Annotated in this window: 17 protein-coding genes and 1 tRNA gene; 13 read left to right on the top strand and 5 right to left on the bottom strand. The window is 71.0% G+C overall.

The features are described 5' to 3' along the window. Positions 1 to 64: 64 nt before the first annotated feature. The gene (locus tag AVP41_RS03360) at positions 65 to 934 is read left to right on the top strand and encodes a fumarylacetoacetate hydrolase family protein (RefSeq protein ID WP_067160728.1); all 870 of its coding nucleotides are present in this window, start codon (positions 65 to 67) and stop codon (positions 932 to 934) included. Further along, positions 924 to 1,676: an SDR family NAD(P)-dependent oxidoreductase gene (locus AVP41_RS03355; RefSeq protein WP_067160725.1), complete on the top strand. Its 753-nt coding sequence runs from the start codon at positions 924 to 926 to the stop codon at positions 1,674 to 1,676. Before AVP41_RS03360 ends, AVP41_RS03355 begins: the two co-directional genes overlap by 11 nt. A 47-nt stretch (positions 1,677 to 1,723) precedes the next feature. On the opposite strand, the gene AVP41_RS03350 is transcribed toward AVP41_RS03355, so the two are convergent. Continuing rightward, on the bottom strand, positions 1,724 to 2,611 hold the full coding sequence (locus AVP41_RS03350) for an amidohydrolase family protein (protein ID WP_067160722.1): 888 nt from the start codon (positions 2,609 to 2,611) through the stop codon (positions 1,724 to 1,726). A gap of 72 nt (positions 2,612 to 2,683) precedes the next feature. Between AVP41_RS03350 and AVP41_RS03345 the strand changes: the two genes are divergently transcribed. After that, positions 2,684 to 3,364, top strand: a complete 681-nt coding sequence (locus AVP41_RS03345; protein WP_067160718.1) for a FadR/GntR family transcriptional regulator — start codon at positions 2,684 to 2,686, stop codon at positions 3,362 to 3,364. A 160-nt stretch (positions 3,365 to 3,524) separates the two neighbouring features. Continuing rightward, entirely contained in the window at positions 3,525 to 5,129 is a 1,605-nt protein-coding gene (gene serA / locus AVP41_RS03340) for a phosphoglycerate dehydrogenase (RefSeq protein WP_067160714.1), read from the top strand. Between the two features lie 37 nt (positions 5,130 to 5,166). Here the strand turns inward: serA and AVP41_RS03335 are convergent, their stop codons facing one another. Then, positions 5,167 to 5,712: a TetR/AcrR family transcriptional regulator gene (locus AVP41_RS03335; protein WP_067160711.1), complete on the bottom strand. Its 546-nt coding sequence runs from the start codon at positions 5,710 to 5,712 to the stop codon at positions 5,167 to 5,169. A gap of 81 nt (positions 5,713 to 5,793) precedes the next feature. Here AVP41_RS03335 and AVP41_RS03330 point away from each other — a divergent pair, with 81 nt between their 5' ends. Genes AVP41_RS03330 through AVP41_RS03310 form a run of 5 tightly spaced genes read left to right on the top strand, consistent with a single transcriptional unit; the run spans position 5,794 to position 11,668 of the window. Continuing rightward, entirely contained in the window at positions 5,794 to 7,341 is a 1,548-nt protein-coding gene (locus AVP41_RS03330) for an MFS transporter (protein WP_067160708.1), read from the top strand. 60 nt (positions 7,342 to 7,401) lie between these two features. Next, on the top strand, positions 7,402 to 8,466 hold the full coding sequence (locus AVP41_RS03325; RefSeq protein ID WP_067160704.1) for a 3-isopropylmalate dehydrogenase: 1,065 nt from the start codon (positions 7,402 to 7,404) through the stop codon (positions 8,464 to 8,466). 54 nt (positions 8,467 to 8,520) lie between these two features. Then, positions 8,521 to 9,621 (top strand): branched-chain amino acid aminotransferase, encoded by a 1,101-nt coding sequence (locus AVP41_RS03320; protein ID WP_067162735.1) that lies wholly within the window; start codon positions 8,521 to 8,523, stop codon positions 9,619 to 9,621. 3 nt (positions 9,622 to 9,624) lie between these two features. After that, positions 9,625 to 10,392, top strand: coding sequence for a fumarylacetoacetate hydrolase family protein (locus tag AVP41_RS03315; protein ID WP_067160701.1), 768 nt, complete (start codon positions 9,625 to 9,627; stop codon positions 10,390 to 10,392). Continuing rightward, positions 10,385 to 11,668 carry an MFS transporter gene (locus AVP41_RS03310; RefSeq protein ID WP_082828991.1) on the top strand — a complete coding sequence of 428 codons (1,284 nt, stop codon included), beginning with the start codon at positions 10,385 to 10,387 and terminating at the stop codon, positions 11,666 to 11,668. The genes AVP41_RS03315 and AVP41_RS03310 overlap by 8 nt, the downstream gene beginning before the upstream one ends. 16 nt (positions 11,669 to 11,684) lie before the next feature. Here the strand turns inward: AVP41_RS03310 and AVP41_RS03305 are convergent, their stop codons facing one another. Further along, positions 11,685 to 12,758: an aminotransferase class V-fold PLP-dependent enzyme gene (locus AVP41_RS03305; protein WP_067160698.1), complete on the bottom strand. Its 1,074-nt coding sequence runs from the start codon at positions 12,756 to 12,758 to the stop codon at positions 11,685 to 11,687. 80 nt (positions 12,759 to 12,838) lie between these two features. Here AVP41_RS03305 and AVP41_RS03300 point away from each other — a divergent pair, with 80 nt between their 5' ends. From AVP41_RS03300 to AVP41_RS03290, 3 genes are all read left to right on the top strand, one after another. After that, positions 12,839 to 13,810, top strand: coding sequence for a LysR family transcriptional regulator (locus AVP41_RS03300; protein WP_067160695.1), 972 nt, complete (start codon positions 12,839 to 12,841; stop codon positions 13,808 to 13,810). 10 nt (positions 13,811 to 13,820) lie between these two features. Further along, on the top strand, positions 13,821 to 15,335 hold the full coding sequence (gene gltX / locus AVP41_RS03295; protein WP_067160693.1) for a glutamate--tRNA ligase: 1,515 nt from the start codon (positions 13,821 to 13,823) through the stop codon (positions 15,333 to 15,335). Between the two features lie 122 nt (positions 15,336 to 15,457). After that, positions 15,458 to 15,529 (top strand) — tRNA-Gln (locus tag AVP41_RS03290). Between the two features lie 85 nt (positions 15,530 to 15,614). Here AVP41_RS03290 and AVP41_RS03285 read toward each other — a convergent pair. Together AVP41_RS03285 and AVP41_RS03280 are read right to left on the bottom strand one after the other, a co-directional pair. Continuing rightward, positions 15,615 to 16,628, bottom strand: coding sequence for a lipase family protein (locus AVP41_RS03285; RefSeq protein ID WP_067160690.1), 1,014 nt, complete (start codon positions 16,626 to 16,628; stop codon positions 15,615 to 15,617). Continuing rightward, positions 16,622 to 18,043, bottom strand: a complete 1,422-nt coding sequence (locus AVP41_RS03280; RefSeq protein WP_157532371.1) for a M28 family peptidase — start codon at positions 18,041 to 18,043, stop codon at positions 16,622 to 16,624. The genes AVP41_RS03285 and AVP41_RS03280 overlap by 7 nt, the downstream gene beginning before the upstream one ends. 87 nt (positions 18,044 to 18,130) lie before the next feature. Here AVP41_RS03280 and AVP41_RS03275 point away from each other — a divergent pair, with 87 nt between their 5' ends. Continuing rightward, the gene (locus AVP41_RS03275) at positions 18,131 to 19,108 is read left to right on the top strand and encodes an AsnC family transcriptional regulator (protein ID WP_197464240.1); all 978 of its coding nucleotides are present in this window, start codon (positions 18,131 to 18,133) and stop codon (positions 19,106 to 19,108) included. The last annotated feature ends 24 nt before the right edge of the window (positions 19,109 to 19,132 follow it).

Genomic DNA, 19,132 nt, shown 5'->3' with positions numbered 1-19,132 from the left:
GTCAACTGGCGTCGTCTCGGGCGCCGCACCCGGTGGAGTTGCCGGCCCGGACGTGAGGAGAAGCATGCGATTTGCCCGACTAGGACCGCTCGGACAGGAGGTCCCGACCGTTGTCGTCGACGGAACGCACTATGACCTCCGGCCGCTGACCTCCGATGTTACGGGAGCGTTCCTTGCGGATGATCCGGTCGGCCGGACCGCAGATGCGCTCGACCGCGGCGTGCTGCCGCCGCTGCCGGAGGCAGGGGAGCTTCGCGTGGGGGCGCCGATCGCCCGCCCCGGCGCGGTGATCTGCATCGGCATGAACTATGCGGCTCATGCCGCGGAGTCGGGATCGGCGCCGCCGGAGCTTCCGGTGATGTTCCTCAAGGCACCCAACACCGTCGTCGGACCCTTCGACGAGGTGGTCATCCCGCGCGGCTCGTCAAAGACGGACTGGGAGGTGGAGCTCGGCATCGTGATCGGTCGCACGGCCTCCTATCTCGATGCGCCGGCGAACGCGGCTGCTCACATCGCCGGCTACGTGACGGCGAACGACGTCTCCGAGCGTGACTTCCAGTTGACGGTCTCGGGCGGCCAGTGGTCGAAGGGCAAGTGCGCCCCGGGCTTCACCCCCACCGGGCCGTGGCTCGTGACCGGAGACGAGGTGGAGCCGGGGGGCCTCCGACTCCGCAGCTTTGTCAACGGCGACATGCGCCAGGACTCCACGACGGCGGACATGATCTTCTCCCCGGAGTACATCGTCTGGCACCTCTCGCAGTATCTGACCCTCGACCCCGGGGACCTCGTGCTCACCGGGACGCCGGAGGGGGTCGCCCTCTCGGGACGCTTCCCCTATCTGGCCGACGGCGATGTGGTCGAGGTCGAGGTGGAAGGCCTCGGCTGGGGCCGTCAGACGTTCCGCTCATGGAAGGAGCAGGCAGATGTCCGATGAACTGCAGGGCAGGATCGCGGTGGTGACCGGCGGAGCCTCCGGCATCGGCGCGGCGATCGCCGCCGAGCTGGTCGACGCCGGGGCGCGGGTGGCGGTGCTGGACCGATCGGTCGAGGGCGCCGCGCCAGAATGCGATGCCTACGCCGCGGATGTCACAGACCGGGCGAGCATCGAGGTCGCCATCGCGGCCGTGGCGGCGGAGTCCGGCGGCATCGACATCCTCGTGAACAACGCCGGGATCGGCGCCCAGGGCAGCATCGAGACCGTCGATGACGACGAGTGGGCCCGCGTGCTCTCGGTGAACGTCACCGGCATGGCGCGCGTCACCTCTGCGGCGCTTCCGTGGCTGCGACGGTCTTCGCACGCCGCGGTGTGCAACATCGCGTCGATCGCCGCGACGGTCGGTCTTCCCGATCGGGCGCTCTACAGCGCGTCGAAGGGCGCGGTGCTCTCTCTCACGCGGGCGATGGCTGCCGACCACCTCCGCGAGGGCATCCGCGTCAATGCGGTCAATCCCGGGACGGCCGACACTCCCTGGGTCGGAAGGCTCCTCGCCTCGGCGTCCGACCCGCATGCCGAACGCGCCGCGCTGGAGCAGCGCCAGCCGCACGGGCGCTTGGTGACGGCCGAGGAGGTCGCCGCTGCGGTGCGCTATCTCGTCGGTCCCCACGCGGGATCCACGACCGGCACCTTCATCGAGGTCGACGGCGGGATGGCGCGCCTGCGGCTGCGCCCGCAGTAGCCTTCCCCGCCTCCGAGGTCAGCGGCGCGCTGTGACGGGTTCCGCCCTCAGGACCCGGCGGGGGAGTCGCTGATCGACACGTCGTAGAAGCGCTCCGCGTTCGCCGCCAGGATCGCCGGAAGAGCGTCCGGAACCCGGCCCTCCGCCCACGTCCGCACAGCGCGCTCCCACGCGGCGTGGGGCCACGAGACGGGCCAGTCCCCGCCGAAGAGGAGCCTGTCGGGGCCGAAGGCGTCCAGCGCCACATCGAGGGCGTGCTCCCACGCGCCCGGGGCGGTGTCGGCGCCGGACTCCGCGGGGAGGCCGGAGAGCTTGCACCGCACCTGCGGGTGGGCGGCGACCCGTCGGAGCGCACGCTCCCACGCGAGGCGCGCCTCGACGTCCTGCGGGGCGGAGCCGAGCGGCGGCTTGCCCAGGTGATCGACGACGATCGGCAGGTCGGGAACCCGGACGGCGAGCTCGCTCACCTCGTCGAGCTGGTGCCACCGGACGCACGCGTCGAAGGTCAGCCCGCGGCGGGCGACGTGACGCGCTCCCGCGACGAACGCATCGGAGTGCGCGAATCCCGGGGGCTCGTCCTGGATGAGCCGTCGCACTCCCACGACGAGGGGGCGGCTGGCGAGCGCGTCGAGTTCGTCTCCCACCGCGTCGCCGCGCTCGATGGCGGCGCGCGCGACGATTCCGACGATGCCCGCCTCGACAGCGGCTGCCGTGGCGAAGTCCACCTCGTCGAGGCTGCGGTGCGGGGCGCTCTCCGCCTGCACGAACACGGCGGAGCGGGCGACGGGCCTCGCGACGCCGTCCGTCGCCGCCGTTTCGTCGAGGGCGCGTCGGTAGTCTTCGGGTCCGAAACGTCGGAGGAGTCTTCCCTCCAGCCACGTGTAGGGGAGCGCCGCCGGATCCCAGAGATGCAGGTGGCTGTCGAGAATACGCACCCGTCCATTCTTCCCGATGAGCCTCGGCGAGCCGGGAGGTGGGATGTCTGGCCTGTCCCTACGATGAACGCCATGGCGGTGACCGATGAGGCGATCGAGAAGATCAAGGCGATGATCGTGTCGGGCGAGCTCGCTCCGGGAGACCGGCTGCCCCCCGAGAAGGAGCTGTCCGAGCGGTTGGGGCTGTCGCGCAACTCGATGCGCGAGGCGGTCAAGGCACTCGAGGTCATCCGCGTGCTGGACGTGCGGCGCGGCGATGGCACCTACGTCACGAGCCTCGAACCGCGACTACTGCTGGAGGCGATCTCGTTCGTCGTCGACATGCATGACGATGCATCGCTGCTGGAGATCTTTCAGGTGCGCCGGATCCTCGAGGCCCAGGCGACGGGTGCCGCCGCCCAGCGGGCAGAGCCCGAGGATGTCGCCGCGCTCGAGGCGGAGTTGCAGGCGGTCGCGCGCGACACCGACATCGAGACTCTCGTCGAACACGATGTGCGCTTCCACGGGGCGATCGTCGCGCTCGGCGGCAACCGCTACCTCGCAAGCCTCGTCGAGAGCCTCACGAGTCATACCGTGCGGGCGCGGGTGTGGCGCGGGCTGACGCAGGACGGCGCGGTGGAGCGCACTCTCCACGAGCATCGGGCGATCGTGGACGCCATCGCCGCGGGAGACGTGGAGCTGGCGACCTCGCTCGCGACCGCGCACGTGGCCGGGGTGGAACAGTGGCTGCGACGCGCCGCCGCCGACACCTGAGCGCTCAGCCCCGGCGGGTGCCCCCGCTTTGCCACGGCGTCACACGGTCATCGGCGCGCGCCGCGGCCCGGTAGGCTGGCCCTGCCACGCCCCGACGGTGTGCGGCGCGGCATTCCATCACCGCTCCTCGCTCTCGCGACGCCCCTGAAGGTTGCCCAGCGTGTCCAAGCCCGTCGTGCTCATCGCCGAAGAACTCTCTCCCGCCACGATCGACGCCCTCGGGCCCGACTTCGAGATTCGCCACGTCGACGGCGCCGACCGCTCCGTCCTGCTTCCGGCCCTCTCGGACGCCGATGCCGTGCTCATCCGGTCGGCGACGAAGATGGATGCCGAGGCGATCGCCGCAGCCCCGCGGCTGAAGGTCATCGCGCGCGCCGGGGTCGGCCTCGACAACGTCGACATCAAGGCGGCGACGACCGCGGGTGTCATGGTCGTCAACGCGCCGACCTCGAACATCGTCTCCGCCGCCGAGCTGACGGTGGCCCACATCCTGGGTCTCGCACGTCGCATCCCCGCCGCGCACGCCTCGTTGGCCGCGGGACAGTGGAAGCGGAGCGCCTACACCGGCGTCGAGCTGTTCGAGAAGACGCTCGGGATCATCGGCCTCGGCCGCATCGGTGCCCTCATCGCCGCCCGACTGCAGGCCTTCGGGATGAACGTCGTCGCCTACGACCCCTATGTCACGAGCGCGCGGGCGCAGCAGCTCGGCGTACAGCTGGTGTCGCTCGATGAGCTCCTGCAGCAGAGCGACTTCGTGACGATCCACATGCCGAAGACGCCGGAGACCACGGGGATGATCTCCACGGCGCAGTTCACCCTCATGAAGCCGACCGCCTACATCGTCAACGTCGCCCGCGGCGGGCTCATCGACGAGGAGGCCCTCCGGGTGGCCCTCATCGACGGGGAGATCGCCGGCGCGGGACTCGACGTCTTCACGAGCGAGCCGCCCGCGGCGGGCGGGACCGCTCATGCGCTCCTCGACCTCCCGAACGTCCTCGTCACGCCGCACCTGGGCGCGTCGACCGACGAGGCACAGGAGAAGGCCGGCGTCTCGGTCGCCAAGTCGGTGCGCCTCGCCCTCGGCGGCGAGCTCGTCCCCGACGCGGTGAACGTCGCGGGCGGCGTCATCGACCCCTACGTCCGGCCCGGCATCCCGCTCGTGGAGAAGCTCGGACAGATCTTCTCGGCGCTCGCGCACTCCCCGTTGACGAGCCTCGACGTGGAGGTCCACGGCGACCTCAACCAGTACGACGTCAAGGTCCTCAAGCTGGCGGCCCTCAAGGGCGTGTTCACGAACATCGTGAGCGAGACCGTCTCGTACGTCAACGCGCCGCTCCTCGCCGAGCAGCGCGGGATCGAGTCGCGGCTTCTCGTCGACGACCAGTCCGAGGAGTACCGCAACGTCATCACGCTGCGGGGCGCGCTCTCCGACGGATCGCAGCTGTCGGTCTCGGGCACCCTCACCGGCACGAAGCAGACCGAGAAGCTCGTGGGCATCAACGACCACCCGCTGGAGCTTCCCATCGAGAAGCACCACATCGTGATGCTCTACACGGATCGTCCGGGAATCGTGGCCGTCTACGGCCAGAAGTTCGGCGAAGCGGGGATCAACATCGCCGGCATGCAGATCGCTCGTCGCCAGGCGGGCGGGCAGGCGCTGTCGGTGCTGACGGTCGACTCGCCCGTCGCGGACGAACTGCTCGACGAGGTCCGCTCGGCGATCCAGGCCGACCTCTTCCGCCAGATCGAGATCACCGAGTCCTGAACCTCGCGGCCGGGAGGGCTTCCGGCTCAGCGGCGGGTCAGCCGCGGGTCGCCGACTCGACGAGCGCGATCAGGGCGTCCATCTCCGCCCCCTGGGGGACCGGTCCCTGGACGACGGCGTCGTCGATCGCGTTGTTGAAGTAGAGGCCGTCGCTCACGAGCATCACGAGCTGGAGGGCGGTCTCGTCTCGGGTGTGCGGGCGCAGGACGTCCTCCCACTGCTGTCGCACGCGGCGGAGGGCCAGGGCGGCGTCGGCGTTCCCGCTCTGGGCGAGCTTGGTGGCGGCGATGAGCGCACGATCGACCGGCGAGTCGTTCAGCACGGAGGAGCGCATGAACGCGGCCACCGGGCCGGCGGCATCGGTCCGGATCAGCGCGACGTCCTCTTCGGCGAGGGCCTCGGTGCGGGCGAGGAGGGCTGCTTCCAGGGCTTCCTTCGACGCGAAGTGGTAGAGCAGACCGCCCTTGGAGACCCCGGCGTGGCGGGCGATCGCGTCCATCGTCGCGCCCCGTTCACCCTCGGCGATGAGCAGGGCTTCGTACGCGTCGAGGACGCGTTCGCGGGCGAGGGGAGGTCTGCTCATGTCTTCCGATCGTAGCCACCCCGAAGGGAAGCGTCCGACGTTCTGCTTCTGATACTATACCGGCTGGACGGTATAGGAACTATGACTCTTACAGAAGAAATCGCCATCGCCGACGCGCAAGGAAAGCGCGTCGGCTGGCGCGGCTGGGCGGCCCTGGTCGCCCTCATGCTCCCGGTGCTGCTCGTCTCGGTCGACAACACCGTGCTGAGCTTCGCGCTGCCCGACATCGCTCTCCAGCTGCAGCCCAGCAGCGCCGAGCAACTCTGGATCATCGACGCGTATCCGCTCGTGCTCGCGGGGTTGCTCGTGACCATGGGAACGCTCGGTGACCGGTACGGTCGCCGGCGACTCCTCCTCATCGGCGGGGTGGGGTTCGCGGCCGTCTCCGTGCTCGCCGCGTTCGCGCCGACGGCGGGCTGGCTCATCGCCGCGCGGGCGGGGATGGGTGTGTTCGGGGCGATGCTCATGCCGTCGACCCTCTCGCTCCTGCGCAGCATCTTCACCGACCGCGACCAACGGCGGCTGGCGATCGCGGTCTGGGCCTCGATGTTCTCGGCGGGGGCCGCGCTCGGTCCGATCGTCGGCGGCCTCCTGCTGGAGCACTTCGCGTGGGGCTCGGTGTTCCTCCTCTCGGTTCCCGTGCTCCTGCCGCTCCTGGTGTTCGCCCCGATCCTCGTGCCGGAGAGCCGGGACCCGAAGCCGGGCCGCATCGATCCGGTCAGCATCCTGCTGTCGATGCTGACGATGGTGCCGATCGTCTACGCGATCAAGGAGTTCGCCGTGCACGGCCTCGGGGTGCTCCCCGTCGTGCTGGTGGTAGTCGGGCTCGCGTTCGGCGTCGTCTTCGTCCGGCGCCAGCTGAGCTCGGCGGCGCCGATGCTCGACATGCGCCTCTTCCGCCAGGGGACCTTCAGCGGCGCGCTCCTGGTGAACCTCCTGAGCGTCATCGCGCTCGTCGGATTCCTCTACTTCGTCGCGCAGCACCTGCAGCTGATCGTCGGCCTGCCGCCGATGCAGGCGGGCCTCGCGCTCGTTCCCGGCATGGTGGCGATGATCGTGGCGGGGCTGCTCGTCGTGCCGATCTCACGGCGCGTCGCCCCGCGCATCGTGGTGCCCGTCGCGCTGCTGTTCTCCGTGACGGCGTACCTCCTGGTGCCCGCGGCGGTGGGCGGAGGAGCGCTGGCGATGCTCGTCGGGGCCTTCATCCTGCTGGGCGTCGGGATCGGTGCGGCCGAGACCGTGTCGAACGACCTCGTTCTCGCCAGTGCGCCACCCGCGAAGGCGGGGGCCGCCAGCGCCGTCTCGGAGACCGCGTACGAGGTGGGCGCCGTGCTCGGCACCGCCGTGCTCGGTGGCATCCTCGCTGCGGCGTATCGCAGCGGCCTCGTGCTGCCCGACGGGCTCCCGGCGCACGCCGCGGACGCAGCCCGGGAGACCCTCGCGGGCGCTGTTGCGGTCTCGAGCCAGCTGCCGGCCGAGGTCGCCGCCGAGCTGCGCACCGCGGCGGCCCATGCCTTCGACGCGGGCGTCGGGACCACCGCCGTCATCGGCGCCGTGCTCGTCGCGATCGCCGCCGTCATCGCGGCCACTACGCTGGGAGGCACCCGCAGCACCCGCGCGGAGCACTGACGCCGGCGGCGTCGCTCCTGGGGTGTCCGCGGGGCCCCTTCACCCCTCACGAGGAGAGCAATGTCGAGCGCTGCCGCACGCACCATCCGACTGGCCGTCATTCCCGGCGACGGGATCGGCCCCGAGGTCGTCACCGAGGCGGAGAAGGTGTTGGCGGCAGTCACCTCCGGCACCGGCGTCGACATCGCCAGCACGCGGTTCTCGCTCGGGGCGGGACGCTATCTGGAGACCGGTGACACCCTCACCGAGGACGACCTGCAGGCGATCAAGGGTCACGACGCGATCCTCCTCGGAGCCGTCGGCGGGGTTCCCGGCGATCCCCGCCTCGCCCACGCCAACATCGAGCGCGGGTTGCTCCTGAAGCTGCGGTTCGAGCTCGACCACTACGTCAACCTGCGGCCGTCCACGCTGTACCCCGGAGTCCCCGGACCGCTGCGTGACCCGGGTGAGGTGGACTTCGTCGTCGTGCGCGAAGGCACGGAAGGACCGTACGTCGGCAACGGCGGCGCGATCCGGGTCGGCACGCCGCACGAGGTGGCGAACGAGACGAGCGTCAACACGGCGTTCGGGATCGAGCGCGTCGTCCGGTTCGCCTTCGCGCAGGCGCAGCGCCGACGGGGCCGGTTGACGCTCGTCCACAAGACCAATGTGCTCGTGCACGCCGGCGGGATGTGGAAGCGGATCGTCGACGCGCTGGCGTCTGAGTACCCCGACGTGGCCGTAGACTATCTGCACGTCGACGCGGCAACCATCTTCCTGGTCACGAACCCGAGCCGTTTCGATGTGATCGTCACCGACAACCTCTTCGGCGACATCCTCACGGATTTGGCCGGTGCAGTCACCGGAGGCATCGGTCTCGCCGCTTCGGGGAACATCAACCCCGACGGCGCCTTCCCCTCGATGTTCGAACCCGTGCACGGCTCGGCGCCCGACATCGCAGGACAGCAGAAGGCCGACCCCACGGCCGCGATCCTCTCCGTCTCGCTCCTGCTCGACCACCTCGGGCTGGCAGACCTGGCCCTCCGCGTCACCCGCGCGGTGGAGGACGACATCGCGACGCGGGGGTCGGACGCTCGAACGACCGCCCAGATCGGCGACGCGATCGTCGCGCGGCTCCAGGCGTAACCTGGACTCACCTGCCGACGCCCGTCGACCTCGCGCATGGAACAGGACATCCACATGACTCTCATCGACTCCGAGAACGCGCTCGCTCCGCTCGAGTTCGCCGTCACCAAGAACCTGGCCGCGGTCTCGCCCGCCGCCCGGGAAGAGCTGCTGCGCGATCCGGTCTTCGGCACCACCTTCACCGATCACATGGTCGACATCTGCTGGTCGGCGCGCGGCGGATGGCACCGTCCCCGCGTGCAGCCCTACGGCCCCATCTCGCTCGACCCCGCGGCCGCGGTGCTCCACTACGGTCAGGAGATCTTCGAGGGCATCAAGGCTTACCGGCATGCCGACGGCTCGATCCACACGTTCCGTCCCGACCAGAACGGGCGGCGCCTGCAGCGCAGCGCCCGCCGGCTGGCCCTCCCGGAGCTGCCCGTCGAGTACTTCATCCAGTCCCTGCGGGAGCTGATCGCCGTCGACGGTGACTGGGTTCCCTCAGGGGCCGACCAGAGCCTGTACCTGCGCCCCTTCATGTTCGCCAAGGAGGCCTTCCTCGGCGTCCGCCCGGCGAACAAGGTGGCTTACTACCTCATCGCCAGCCCCGTCGCCGCCTACTTCAAGGGGGGCGCGAAGCCGGTCTCGATCTGGCTCAGCGAGGACTACGCGCGGGCCGGCAAGGGCGGAACGGGCGCAGCCAAGACCGGCGGCAACTACGCGGCGAGCCTCCTGCCCCAGGCCGAGGCCTACGAGCAGGGCTGCGACCAGGTGGTCTTCCTGGATCAGGACGGCGACGTCGAAGAGCTCGGCGGGATGAACATCGTCTTCGTCTACAAGGACGGCACCCTCGTCACCCCGCAGTCCGACTCGATCCTGGAGGGCATCACGCGCGACTCCCTCCTGCAGCTGGCCCGCGACCGCGGTCACGCCGTGGAGGAGCGCCGGGTGCCGCTGTCGGAGTGGCGCGAGGGAGTGGCCTCCGGAGACATCGTCGAGGTGTTCGCGTGCGGCACCGCCGCCGTCGTCGCCCCGATCGGCACCCTCAAGGGCAAGGGCTTCGAAGACGCTCAGCCCACCGGCACGCTCGCGCTGGAGCTCCGCCAGCACCTCACCGACATCCAGTACGGTCGCGCCGAAGACACGCACGGCTGGCTGCTGCGTCTGGACGCCTGAGTCATGCAGATCGCGCGTTTCAGCCACGACGAGAAGATCCGTTTCGGGGTCATCGACGAAGGCGAGGTCGTCGTGCTCGCCGGGGATCCGCTGTTCAGTGGGTTCGACACGACGGGGGAGCGGATCCCGGTCTCCGAGGTCACGCTGCTGGCCCCGGTGATCCCGCGTTCGAAGGTGGTGTGCGTCGGCAAGAACTACCGCGACCACGCCGCCGAGATGGGAGGCGAGGCCCCGGCCGAGCCGCTCCTCTTCCTCAAGCCCAACACGTCGGTGATCGGCCCGGGCGACGTGATCGTCCGGCCCCGTCAGTCGGAGCGGACGGACTTCGAGGGCGAGCTCGCCGTCGTCATGGGGCGCGTGACGAAGGACGTGTCGGTCGACGACGCCCTCGGGCGCGTCTTCGGCTACACCGTCGCCAACGACGTGACCGCCCGCGACCTGCAGCGCTCCGACGGGCAGTGGGCGCGCGCGAAGGGCTTCGACACCTTCTGCCCGCTCGGACCGGTCATCGAGACGGAGTTCGACCTCACCGGCGGGGCTCGCATCGTGTCGCGCGTCAACGGCGAGGTGCGGCAGGACGGCCCGCTCTCCGACATGGTCCACTCGGTGGCCGAGATCATCGCGTACGCGTCGGCCGCGTTCACGCTGCTTCCCGGCGACGTGATCCTCACCGGCACCCCCGCCGGCGTCGGACCGTTCGAGGCGGGAGACACCGTCGAGGTGGAGATCGGCGGGATCGGCGTGCTGCGCAACACCGCACGCAATGCGTGAGGCCGCCGCGGCGGATCGCGACGACACGCCGGACGGACGTGTGACCACGCCCGCCCCGGCAGAACAGCACTCCGAGGCGATCGCCCGTCTCCAGCGCCGCACCGTCGGTGTCCTCGCCGTTGGTCAGGTGCTCGGCGGGATCGCCTTCGGGGCGACGATCTCGCTCGGCGCGCTCCTGGCGTCGGACATCTCCGGCAACGAAGCGCTCTCGGGCTGGGCGACGGCGTCCGTGACCCTGGGCGCGGCGCTGTGCGCGATTCCGCTGTCGCGGCTGGCTGCTCGCTTCGGCCGGCGGCGGGCGCTCACGCTCGGCAACCTGTTCGCGCTCATCGGGATCGCGGTGGTGATCAGCGCGGCGGCGGCGCGCGTCTTCCCGCTGCTGCTGCTCGGCGTGATCCTGATCGGCGCGGGAAACGCCGGGAACCTGCAGTCGAGGTTCGCGGCGACCGACCTGGCCACGACCTCGCGGCGGGGGCGCGACCTCGGCACCGTGGTGTGGGCCACGACGGTCGGCGGCGTCGCCGGTCCGCTCATGCTCACGCCGGGGGAAGCGCTCGGTGCCGCCATCGGCATGCCGCCGCTGACCGGTGCCTACGCGTTCTCGATCGTCGCGCAGATCCTGGCGCTCGTGCTCTACCTCGTCGCGCTTCGGCCCGACCCGCTCTTGACGGCGCAGCAGCTGGCGCGCACGGGCGAAGCGCGTCGGGAACATGTCGTGGAGGTCGATCGGCCCGTCGCCGCGCGCTACGCGATGTTCGCGGTGTCCGCCTCGCACGTGGTCATGGCGTCGGTCATGGCGATGACGCCGGTGCACTTGTCGCACCTGGCGCCCGAGCACGTGACGCTCATCGTCGGGGTGACCATCGCGCTCCACGTCTTCGGGATGTACGGCCTCTCGCCGGTCTTCGGCATGCTCGCCGACCGATGGGGGCGGATCGCGACGGTGCTCCTCGGTCAGGCGATCTTGGCGGCCTCCCTCGTGACGGCGGCCGTCGCCCCGAACGAGCCGATGGCGGTGCTCGTGGCGCTCTTCCTCCTCGGCCTCGGCTGGAGCGCGGCGACGGTGGCCGGGGCGGCTCTCCTCACCGAGAGCACCGAGACGCTACGCCGACCGCGCCGGCAGGGGCTCAGCGATACGCTCATGACCTCGAGCGCTGCGGTGGGCGCGGTGATCGCGGGGGTGCTGCTGAGCGCGATCGACTACGGCGGGCTCGCGATGGTCGCGCTCGTCCTCGTCGCCGCGACCGTCGTGCTTGCGCCCTACGCCCGCCGCTGAGCGGGATCCGGCGAAGTCAGCAGCCCAGCGCGCGTGCGGCGCGATCGACGTCCGACGCATCGTTGAAGACGTGGAAGGCCACGCGCGCACGTCCGTTACGGCCGGACGCGACGATCCCGGCGGCGGTCAAGCGGGCGAGGTCTCGTCCGGCCAGGTCGGGCCAGCTCACGATCGCGCTCTCCTGCGGCCCCTCCTGTCCGATCCGCTCGCGGAAGCTGTGGGCGAGCCCCGTCGTGTAGGCGTGGAGGGCGGCGGGGTCGGCGTCGGCGAAGAGGCGCAGTGCCGGCTCCGCGCCGACGAAGGCCTGCCAGGCGGGGGAGACGTCGAAGCGGCGCGCGTCGCTCGCGAGCGTCGCATCGACGCCGTAGCAGGAGGCCCAGGGGTCTTCGCCCGCGTACCAGCCGGCATGGATGGGCCGAAGGGTCGCGGCGAGCTCCGCGCCGAGGGCGAGGAACGCGACCCCGCGCGGTGCGCACAGCCACTTGTAGGCGTGACAGACGACGGCGTCGAAGTGGTCGGCCACAACGGGCATCCACCCCGCGGCCTGCGTCACGTCGCAGAACGTCCGGGCTCCCACGGCGCGTGCGGCCGACACGATGGCCTCGGCATCGGCCACCGACCCGCACGCGGACTGGACGAGCGAGAACGCCACCAACGCGGTGCCCGGGCGCACCGCTGCGGCGAGGTCGGCCAGTGGGGCGGTGCGGACGGTGATCCCGCGACCCGCGTGGACGAAGGGGAGGGCCAGTGAGGAGAACTCGTCGTCGGGACACAAGACCTCCGCCCCATCGGGGAGCGATGCGGCCAGGAGCGCGGCGAACACGGAGGTCTGGGCCCCGATCGCGACGCGGTCGACGGACACCCCCACCAGCCGCGCGAAGTGGCCGCGGGAGGCCTCGACGACCGCGGCGTAGTGCAGCGGATCGGGGCGGCCGAGCAGGTCGCCCATGATCGCGGACCGCGTGCCGAGGGTGGGAAGCCCCGCCGTGCACGCCGCGAGGTATCCGTGCGCGTCGACGAACTCGGCGCGCACCTCGGCGAGGCTGCGGGGCGCGGTGGCCGAGGCGAGCGGAGCGGTGAGGGGCGACATGGCCCCAGCATGGCGGGCGCCTGATCATTCGTCCACGGCAGGTGTTGCATAGAAAGCATCACGCCTGCTTATGTGTACGGATGGCCGATGATTCGCCCCTCGACGTCCACGATCTCCGCGTGATCAAGGCGATCGCCGACACGGGGTCGCTCACCGGAGCGGCCGACCTGCTCGGATACAGCCAGCCCGCGCTCAGCCAGCAGATGAGGCGCCTCGAGGCGAAGCTCGGCCTTCCGCTCCTGGAACGCGTGGGGCGACGCGTCCGCCTGACCGAGGCGGGACGCGTGCTCGCCCGGCACGCTCCCTCGGTGACGACGGCCCTGGACGCCGCCGTCGGCGAGCTTGCAGAGCTGCGCGGGTTGGAGGCCGGAACCGTGCGGATCGTCGGATTCCCCTCCGCGACCCCGACGATCCTGCCGCTGCTGCTGCGAGATCTGGCGCGCCGTCATCCGGGAGTCTCGCTCACGTACGTCGAGGCGGAGCCGCCGGAGGCCGTGGCTGCCGTACGCGAGGACCGTGCCGACATCGCGGTGACTTTTGCGTACCCCGGTGACCGGGCCGATCCCCACGGCGCGAGCGCGCGCGGCCTCTCGGTGCGGACGGTCGGGCGCGACGATCTGCTCGTCGTCGTGCCGGAGGATCATCCCGTGGCTGGGCGCGACGTCATCGATGTCGCACTCCTGGCGGAGGAGAACTGGATCGCCGGCTGTCCGCGGTGCCGCGGCCACCTCCTGGAGCTGTGCGGCCGCGCGGGGTTCACGCCGCGCATCGGATTCGAGACCGACAACGTCGTCGCCGTCGAGGGGCTCGTCGCTCAGGGGATCGGCGTCGCGACGTTGCCGGCACTCGGGGTCGCGTCGTTCCCGGCGCTGCCGGGTATCGTCACACGCCCCCTCCTCGCGGGCGACGAACGGCTCATCCACGTGGTCACGGCACACGGGGCCGACCGGGTTCCGGCTGTCGCGACCGTCCTCCGGGGGGTGGAGCGGGCGGTCGCCGCGGCCACGAACGCGGCGTTGGCGGCCGCGGAGGTGCCCAGCGGCGGCAACTAGACTGGCGGGGATGTCTGCAGCGATCGATCCCCGCACCACCACCGCCTCCGGAACCGACGTCCGCGTGCGGTTCTGCCCCTCGCCGACGGGCCTTCCGCACGTGGGGATGGTCCGTACCGCCCTGTACAACTGGGCGTACGCGCGTCACACCGGCGGCAAGCTCATCTTCCGCGTGGAGGACACCGACGCCGCGCGCGACAGCGAGGAGAGCTACCGTCAGCTCGTCGACGCGCTCACGTGGCTCGAGATCGACTGGGACGAAGGAGTCGAGAAGGGCGGCCCGCACGCGCCGTACCGCCAGTCGCAGCGCCGCGACATCTACGCCGGCGTGCTCGAGAAGCTGATCGCGTCGGGGGCGGTGTACGAGTCGTACTCGACGGCCGAGGAGATCGACGCCCGCAATGACGCCGCCGGCCGCGCCAAGCAGCTCGGCTACGACAACTACGACCGCGATCTCACCGACGAGCAGAAGGCGGCGTTCCGTGCCGAGGGGCGCGAGCCCGCGTGGCGCCTGCGCGTGCCCGACCACGACCTCACCTACGTCGACCTGATCCGGGGTGAGGTCACCTTCCCCGCCGGTTCCTTCCCCGACTTCGTCGTCGTGCGCGCGGGCGGACAGGCGCTCTACACCTTCACCAACCCCGTCGACGACGCGCTCATGGGCATCACCCATGTCATCCGTGGCGAGGACCTCATGCCCTCCACCGCGCGCCAGCTCGCGCTCTACGGCGCCCTGATCGACGCCGGCGTCACCGACTTCGTGCCGCGCTTCGGGCACATGCCGCTCGTGCTGGGGGAGACGGGCAACAAGAAGCTCTCTAAGCGCGATCCGCAGGCCGACCTCTTCCTCCACCGGGAGCGCGGCTTCATCCACGAGGGGCTGCTCAACTACCTGGCGCTCCTCGGCTGGTCGATCGCCCCCGACCGCGACGTGTTCTCCCTCGAGGAGTTCATCGCGGCCTTCGACATCGTCGACGTCAACCCGAACCCGGCCCGCTTCGACCAGAAGAAGGCGGAGTCGATCAACGGCGACCACATCCGCATGCTGCAGCCGGCCGACTTCGCCGCGCGCCTCCTGCCGTATCTGCGCAGCGCAGGGCTCGTGGGGGAGACCCTGACCCCGGAGCAGGAGCGGATCCTCGCGGCAGCGGCGCCCCTCGTCCAGGAGCGCATGCAGCTCCTCGGTGAGGCCCCGGGCCTGCTCGGCTTCCTGTTCCGCGACGACGTGGTGTATGAGGAGGACGCCCTGAAGGGCCTCCCCGCCAACGCGGGGGAAGTGCTCGTGGCCTCGGTGGGTGCGTTGGAGCTCGTCCCCGAGCAGGGCTTCACCGCCGCCGCGGTGCAGGAGGCGCTGTCGGAGGCGCTCATCGAGGGTCTCGGCCTGAAGCCGCGCGTCGCCTACGGGCCGCTGCGCGTTGCGGTGAGCGGCCGTCGCGTGTCGCCTCCGTTGTTCGAGTCGATGGAGCTCTTGGGCAAGACCGAGTCGCTCCGCCGCCTCGACGCGCTCGTCCAGCACCTCGGCTGACGGCTGGGCTCTGGCGCGATGAGCGACCACGGCGGGGCGAAACGCCCGGGGCCCGGTGGGTTTGGACGCCCCGCTCCGGTCGGGTAGACTCGTCCCTCGGTGCCACTTCGGTGGCACACCCTTGGGGTATGGTGTAATTGGCAACACGGCTGATTCTGGTTCAGTTGTTCTTGGTTCGAGTCCAGGTACCCCAGCAGTAGGTCTGGCGAGATTTCGCGGCAACGTTCGTCCGACCGCTTAGCCCTTACCGGCGATTAGCCGGTGACGTCGATCGCCCGCTCAGAACCGCGCCGCGATCCACGCCGCCGCCTCTTCCGGCGCAAACTCTTCCCGCATGACCCCGGAATGGTGCGTCGGCCACCACCGCGCTATCACGTCCATTCCCGCCGCTCGATACCCGCGGATGAGGCGTCGCGTCAACGGCGCGGGCGCGACCTCGTCGAGGAGTCCGGCATCGATCCGCACCGGCACTGCCAGATCCGCCAGCCTCGCGACCTCGTTCCTGCGGAAGCTCTGCGCCAGCCGGGCGAATACCTCCTCGCCCGACGCCCCGCCGATGCTCCCGGGCGCCAGGGACCCCCACGACGACGGCTCAGCGAGCTCGGTCAACGAGAGTTCCTGCAACGCCGGCCACAGCCGCCGCGCCGCCGGGCTGAGCCCCTCGCTGCGCAGGAGCTCCGCGAGGCGCGCGTCGTCCGTCGCGGCTCCCTGCAGCATGAGGGCCATCAGCGCCGACACGATCCCGGAACCCGGAAAGCGCGCCCGGACACGCCGCATTGCGCCGATCGTCAGATCCATCCGGGTCACCGGCGCGAATGCGGCGACGCCGACCAGCTCCGTGTCGCCGGGATCGTGGCCGTGTCGTTGCGCCGCGTGGAGGGCGGCGACCGCGCCCTCGGAATGGCCCGCGGCGAGCCATCGACGCGACAGCGGCACGCCGAAGTTGGCCCGCGCGCGGACCATCGCCAGCACGGACTCCGCCAGCGACGAGCCGATCAGATAGGGGTGCGGGCCGCTGCTCCCGAGGCCCTCATAGTCGGGGCGCAGGACCGCGAACCCGCGGCGGCGCAGCAGGCCGCACAGCAGGTCGCCTTGCGACATGCGTCGCCACTCCGGGTGCGTGGGATCGCCCAGGCTCGGTGCCGATCGTGCCGAGCCGCCGGTGGTCATGTGCCCGTAGACGACGAACGGGTATCCGTCGCGCGGAGGCGGCGAGCTCGGCAGCTCCACGAGCCCGGTCTGCTCGCCGACGGTGCCGTCGATGCGCCGGGCAGGAAACCGGACTCTCACCATCGGCCACGGGGGAGGAGTCGTCGAAGGGGAGCGGGCATCGTCCCGAGCGTAGCGCCGCGTCGCCGGTCGACGTCGTCCAGGAGGTCGGCGAAGAACCGCGCCACCGGCACGAGCTGCGCCCGGTCGATGCGGTCGATCGTGTCGGCGTCGTCGTAGAGATAGAGGGGCCCGGAGATGAGGCTCACCGTCGGAACGCCCGAGACAAGGATGAAGGACGCATCGGTCGGGATTCCCCCCGCGAAGAACTCGAGCGCGCCGGCTGCCATGAGGCTGGTGCCGTGGAGTCCGTGCCTTCGCACCTTCCGGGCGATGCGCACCGTGAGAGCCGGATTGACGTTGAGGAAGATCCCGCGGGGCTCCGTCTCGCCGGTGTCCTCGAACCCGCCGTCGGCTCCCTCCACGGCGCGCAGCCCGATGTGTTCGATCGTCGCGTTCAGCACGATGTTCCAGGGGGAGTCGGGGGAGAGGACGTAGCGGAGCGCGAACTCCTGATGCGCCTGATAACCCGTGAAGTGGGTGTCGAAGGTCACGAACAGGAGCGTCTTGTCTCGCACGCGACCCTGGGCCGCCTCGGCGCCGGCCTGCTCCGCGAGTGCGATGACCTCCGCGGTCCCCGATGCATCTTCGACCGCCCCCGGGCCGACCGAATCATGGTGTGACTGCACCATGATGGTCTCGTTCGTCCGGCCGGGAAGAACGCCGATCACGGTCTGCGACACGACGCGCTCCCGCTTCACGGAGAGCTCCAACATCGCCGACGGCGAGGCGGCGAGCAGTGCTCGCAGCCGCTCGCCCTCCGCGCGGGTCACCCACGCTCCGGGCAGTGTGAACAGCGTGCGGCGGTAGTACTCGTTGTGATAGTTCCGCGAGTCGGGATAGTCGCGGAGCACACCGATGACCGCGCGAGCACCTCCCGCGGCCGCATCGGTCATGGTGCGGGCGAGCGAGGTGACATAGGGGTTCCGGCCCCGCAGCACATCGCGACGCAGGACCTTCCGCCCCGGGTCGTGCAGGTACATCGTCAGCGGGAGGGAATGGGCCACGGTCATGTCGAACGTGAGGTCGAACAGGACGATCGCGCCGCGGACATCGTGACGGCACACCCGGTCGGTGCCGATGTCGACGACGCGCGCCTCGATGCGGTGCTCCGCGCTCCCGGTCCAGTCGTCTGCCGGGAGGGCGGAATGGAGGATGGGAGCGCACGCCACGTCTTCCGCCCCCACGCGGAGCGCGCTCGCCTCGGCTCGCCACGCGAAGGACGGGACCTCGAGGATCTCGGTCGTGAGCCCCGCCGCGTCGAAGCGCCGCTGCACATACGCGGCCGCCGCCTCCCCGCCCGGAGAACCGGTCGCGCGCGGCGCCATCGCCACGAGATCTTCGATGGTGCTGAAGATGGCGTCTTCCGTCAATTCCATCCTCCGAAACTAGGGATGGGCATTGGAGAGGGTGGAAGGAGGGTCATATTCGTCATGTGCCGACCGACTGTTCCTATGATTCGTCAGGTGAGCACTCCCGACGGCTTCAGCGAGCTCGATCTCGCGATCCTCCACGCCCTGCAGATCGACGGCCGTGCCCCGTGGACGCGTATCGCCGCGGCGGTCGGCGCCGACGCCACGACGGTGGCCCGGCACTGGCACGCGATGGCGGAGCAGTCGCTCGCGTGGCTGACCGCCTGGCCCACGCCGGAACGCTGGTCGGCGTCCACCGACGTCGCCGTGGTCCTCTTGGAGCCGGGAACCGCCGAATCGATCCTCGACGAGCTGGCTGGTCTCCCGTGGGTGCTGAGCGTCGACGAGACCTCGGCCGGCGCGCTCCTCCTCGTGGCGGCATCCGGCGGACTGCCGATGCTCAGCGCGCGCATGCGCGAGGTCGAAGGCTGCGGTGCCGCGGTGCGGCGGATGGACGTCGCCGCGGCGATCGTCGCGGAGGACTCGGGATGGCGGCTGCGTGCGCTCGCCCGCTCGCAGGAGCGCCTCATGCGCGATACCCGGCCGGGCGAGCGCCCCCGGCCTCCGCGCCCCGAGGTCGTCGCCGAACTGGCCACGGTGCTCGAAGCGGACCCGCGGCTTCCGGCGGCCGCGATCGCCGCGCAACTGGGCGTCTCTGAGGCGACCGCCCGCCGCACGGTGGATCGGGCGATCGCGGCGGGACAGATCCGCGTGGGCTGTGATCTTGCGATGCCGGCCGCGGGGTTCCGGCGCGGCGCCGTGCTGTGGGCGCGTGCGACCGACCCCGAACAGGCCGCAGGACGCGCGGCGCGCCTGGCCGAGACCCATCGCGTGGGGATCCTCGTGGGTGCGGCGCCCCTCTACGTGGGTGTGCGGGCGCGCAGCCTCACCGCCCTCGCGGCGATCGAGGCGGCGTGGGGAGAGGGAGTCGAGGTGACCGACCGATGGACCGTGCTCCGGGCCCGCAAGCGCAACGGGCACCTGCTCGACGAGGAAGGCCGTTCTGTCGGGCGCGTTCCGCCGAGCTGGTGACCCGGCCGCCCGCGACCGGCAGCC

The sequence above is a fragment of the Microbacterium sp. TNHR37B genome (assembly GCF_001620065.1).
GTDB lineage: Bacteria > Actinomycetota > Actinomycetes > Actinomycetales > Microbacteriaceae > Microbacterium.
The sequence above is the reverse complement of the archived record's forward strand: the minus strand, read 5'-3'. Positions and strand labels throughout refer to the sequence as shown.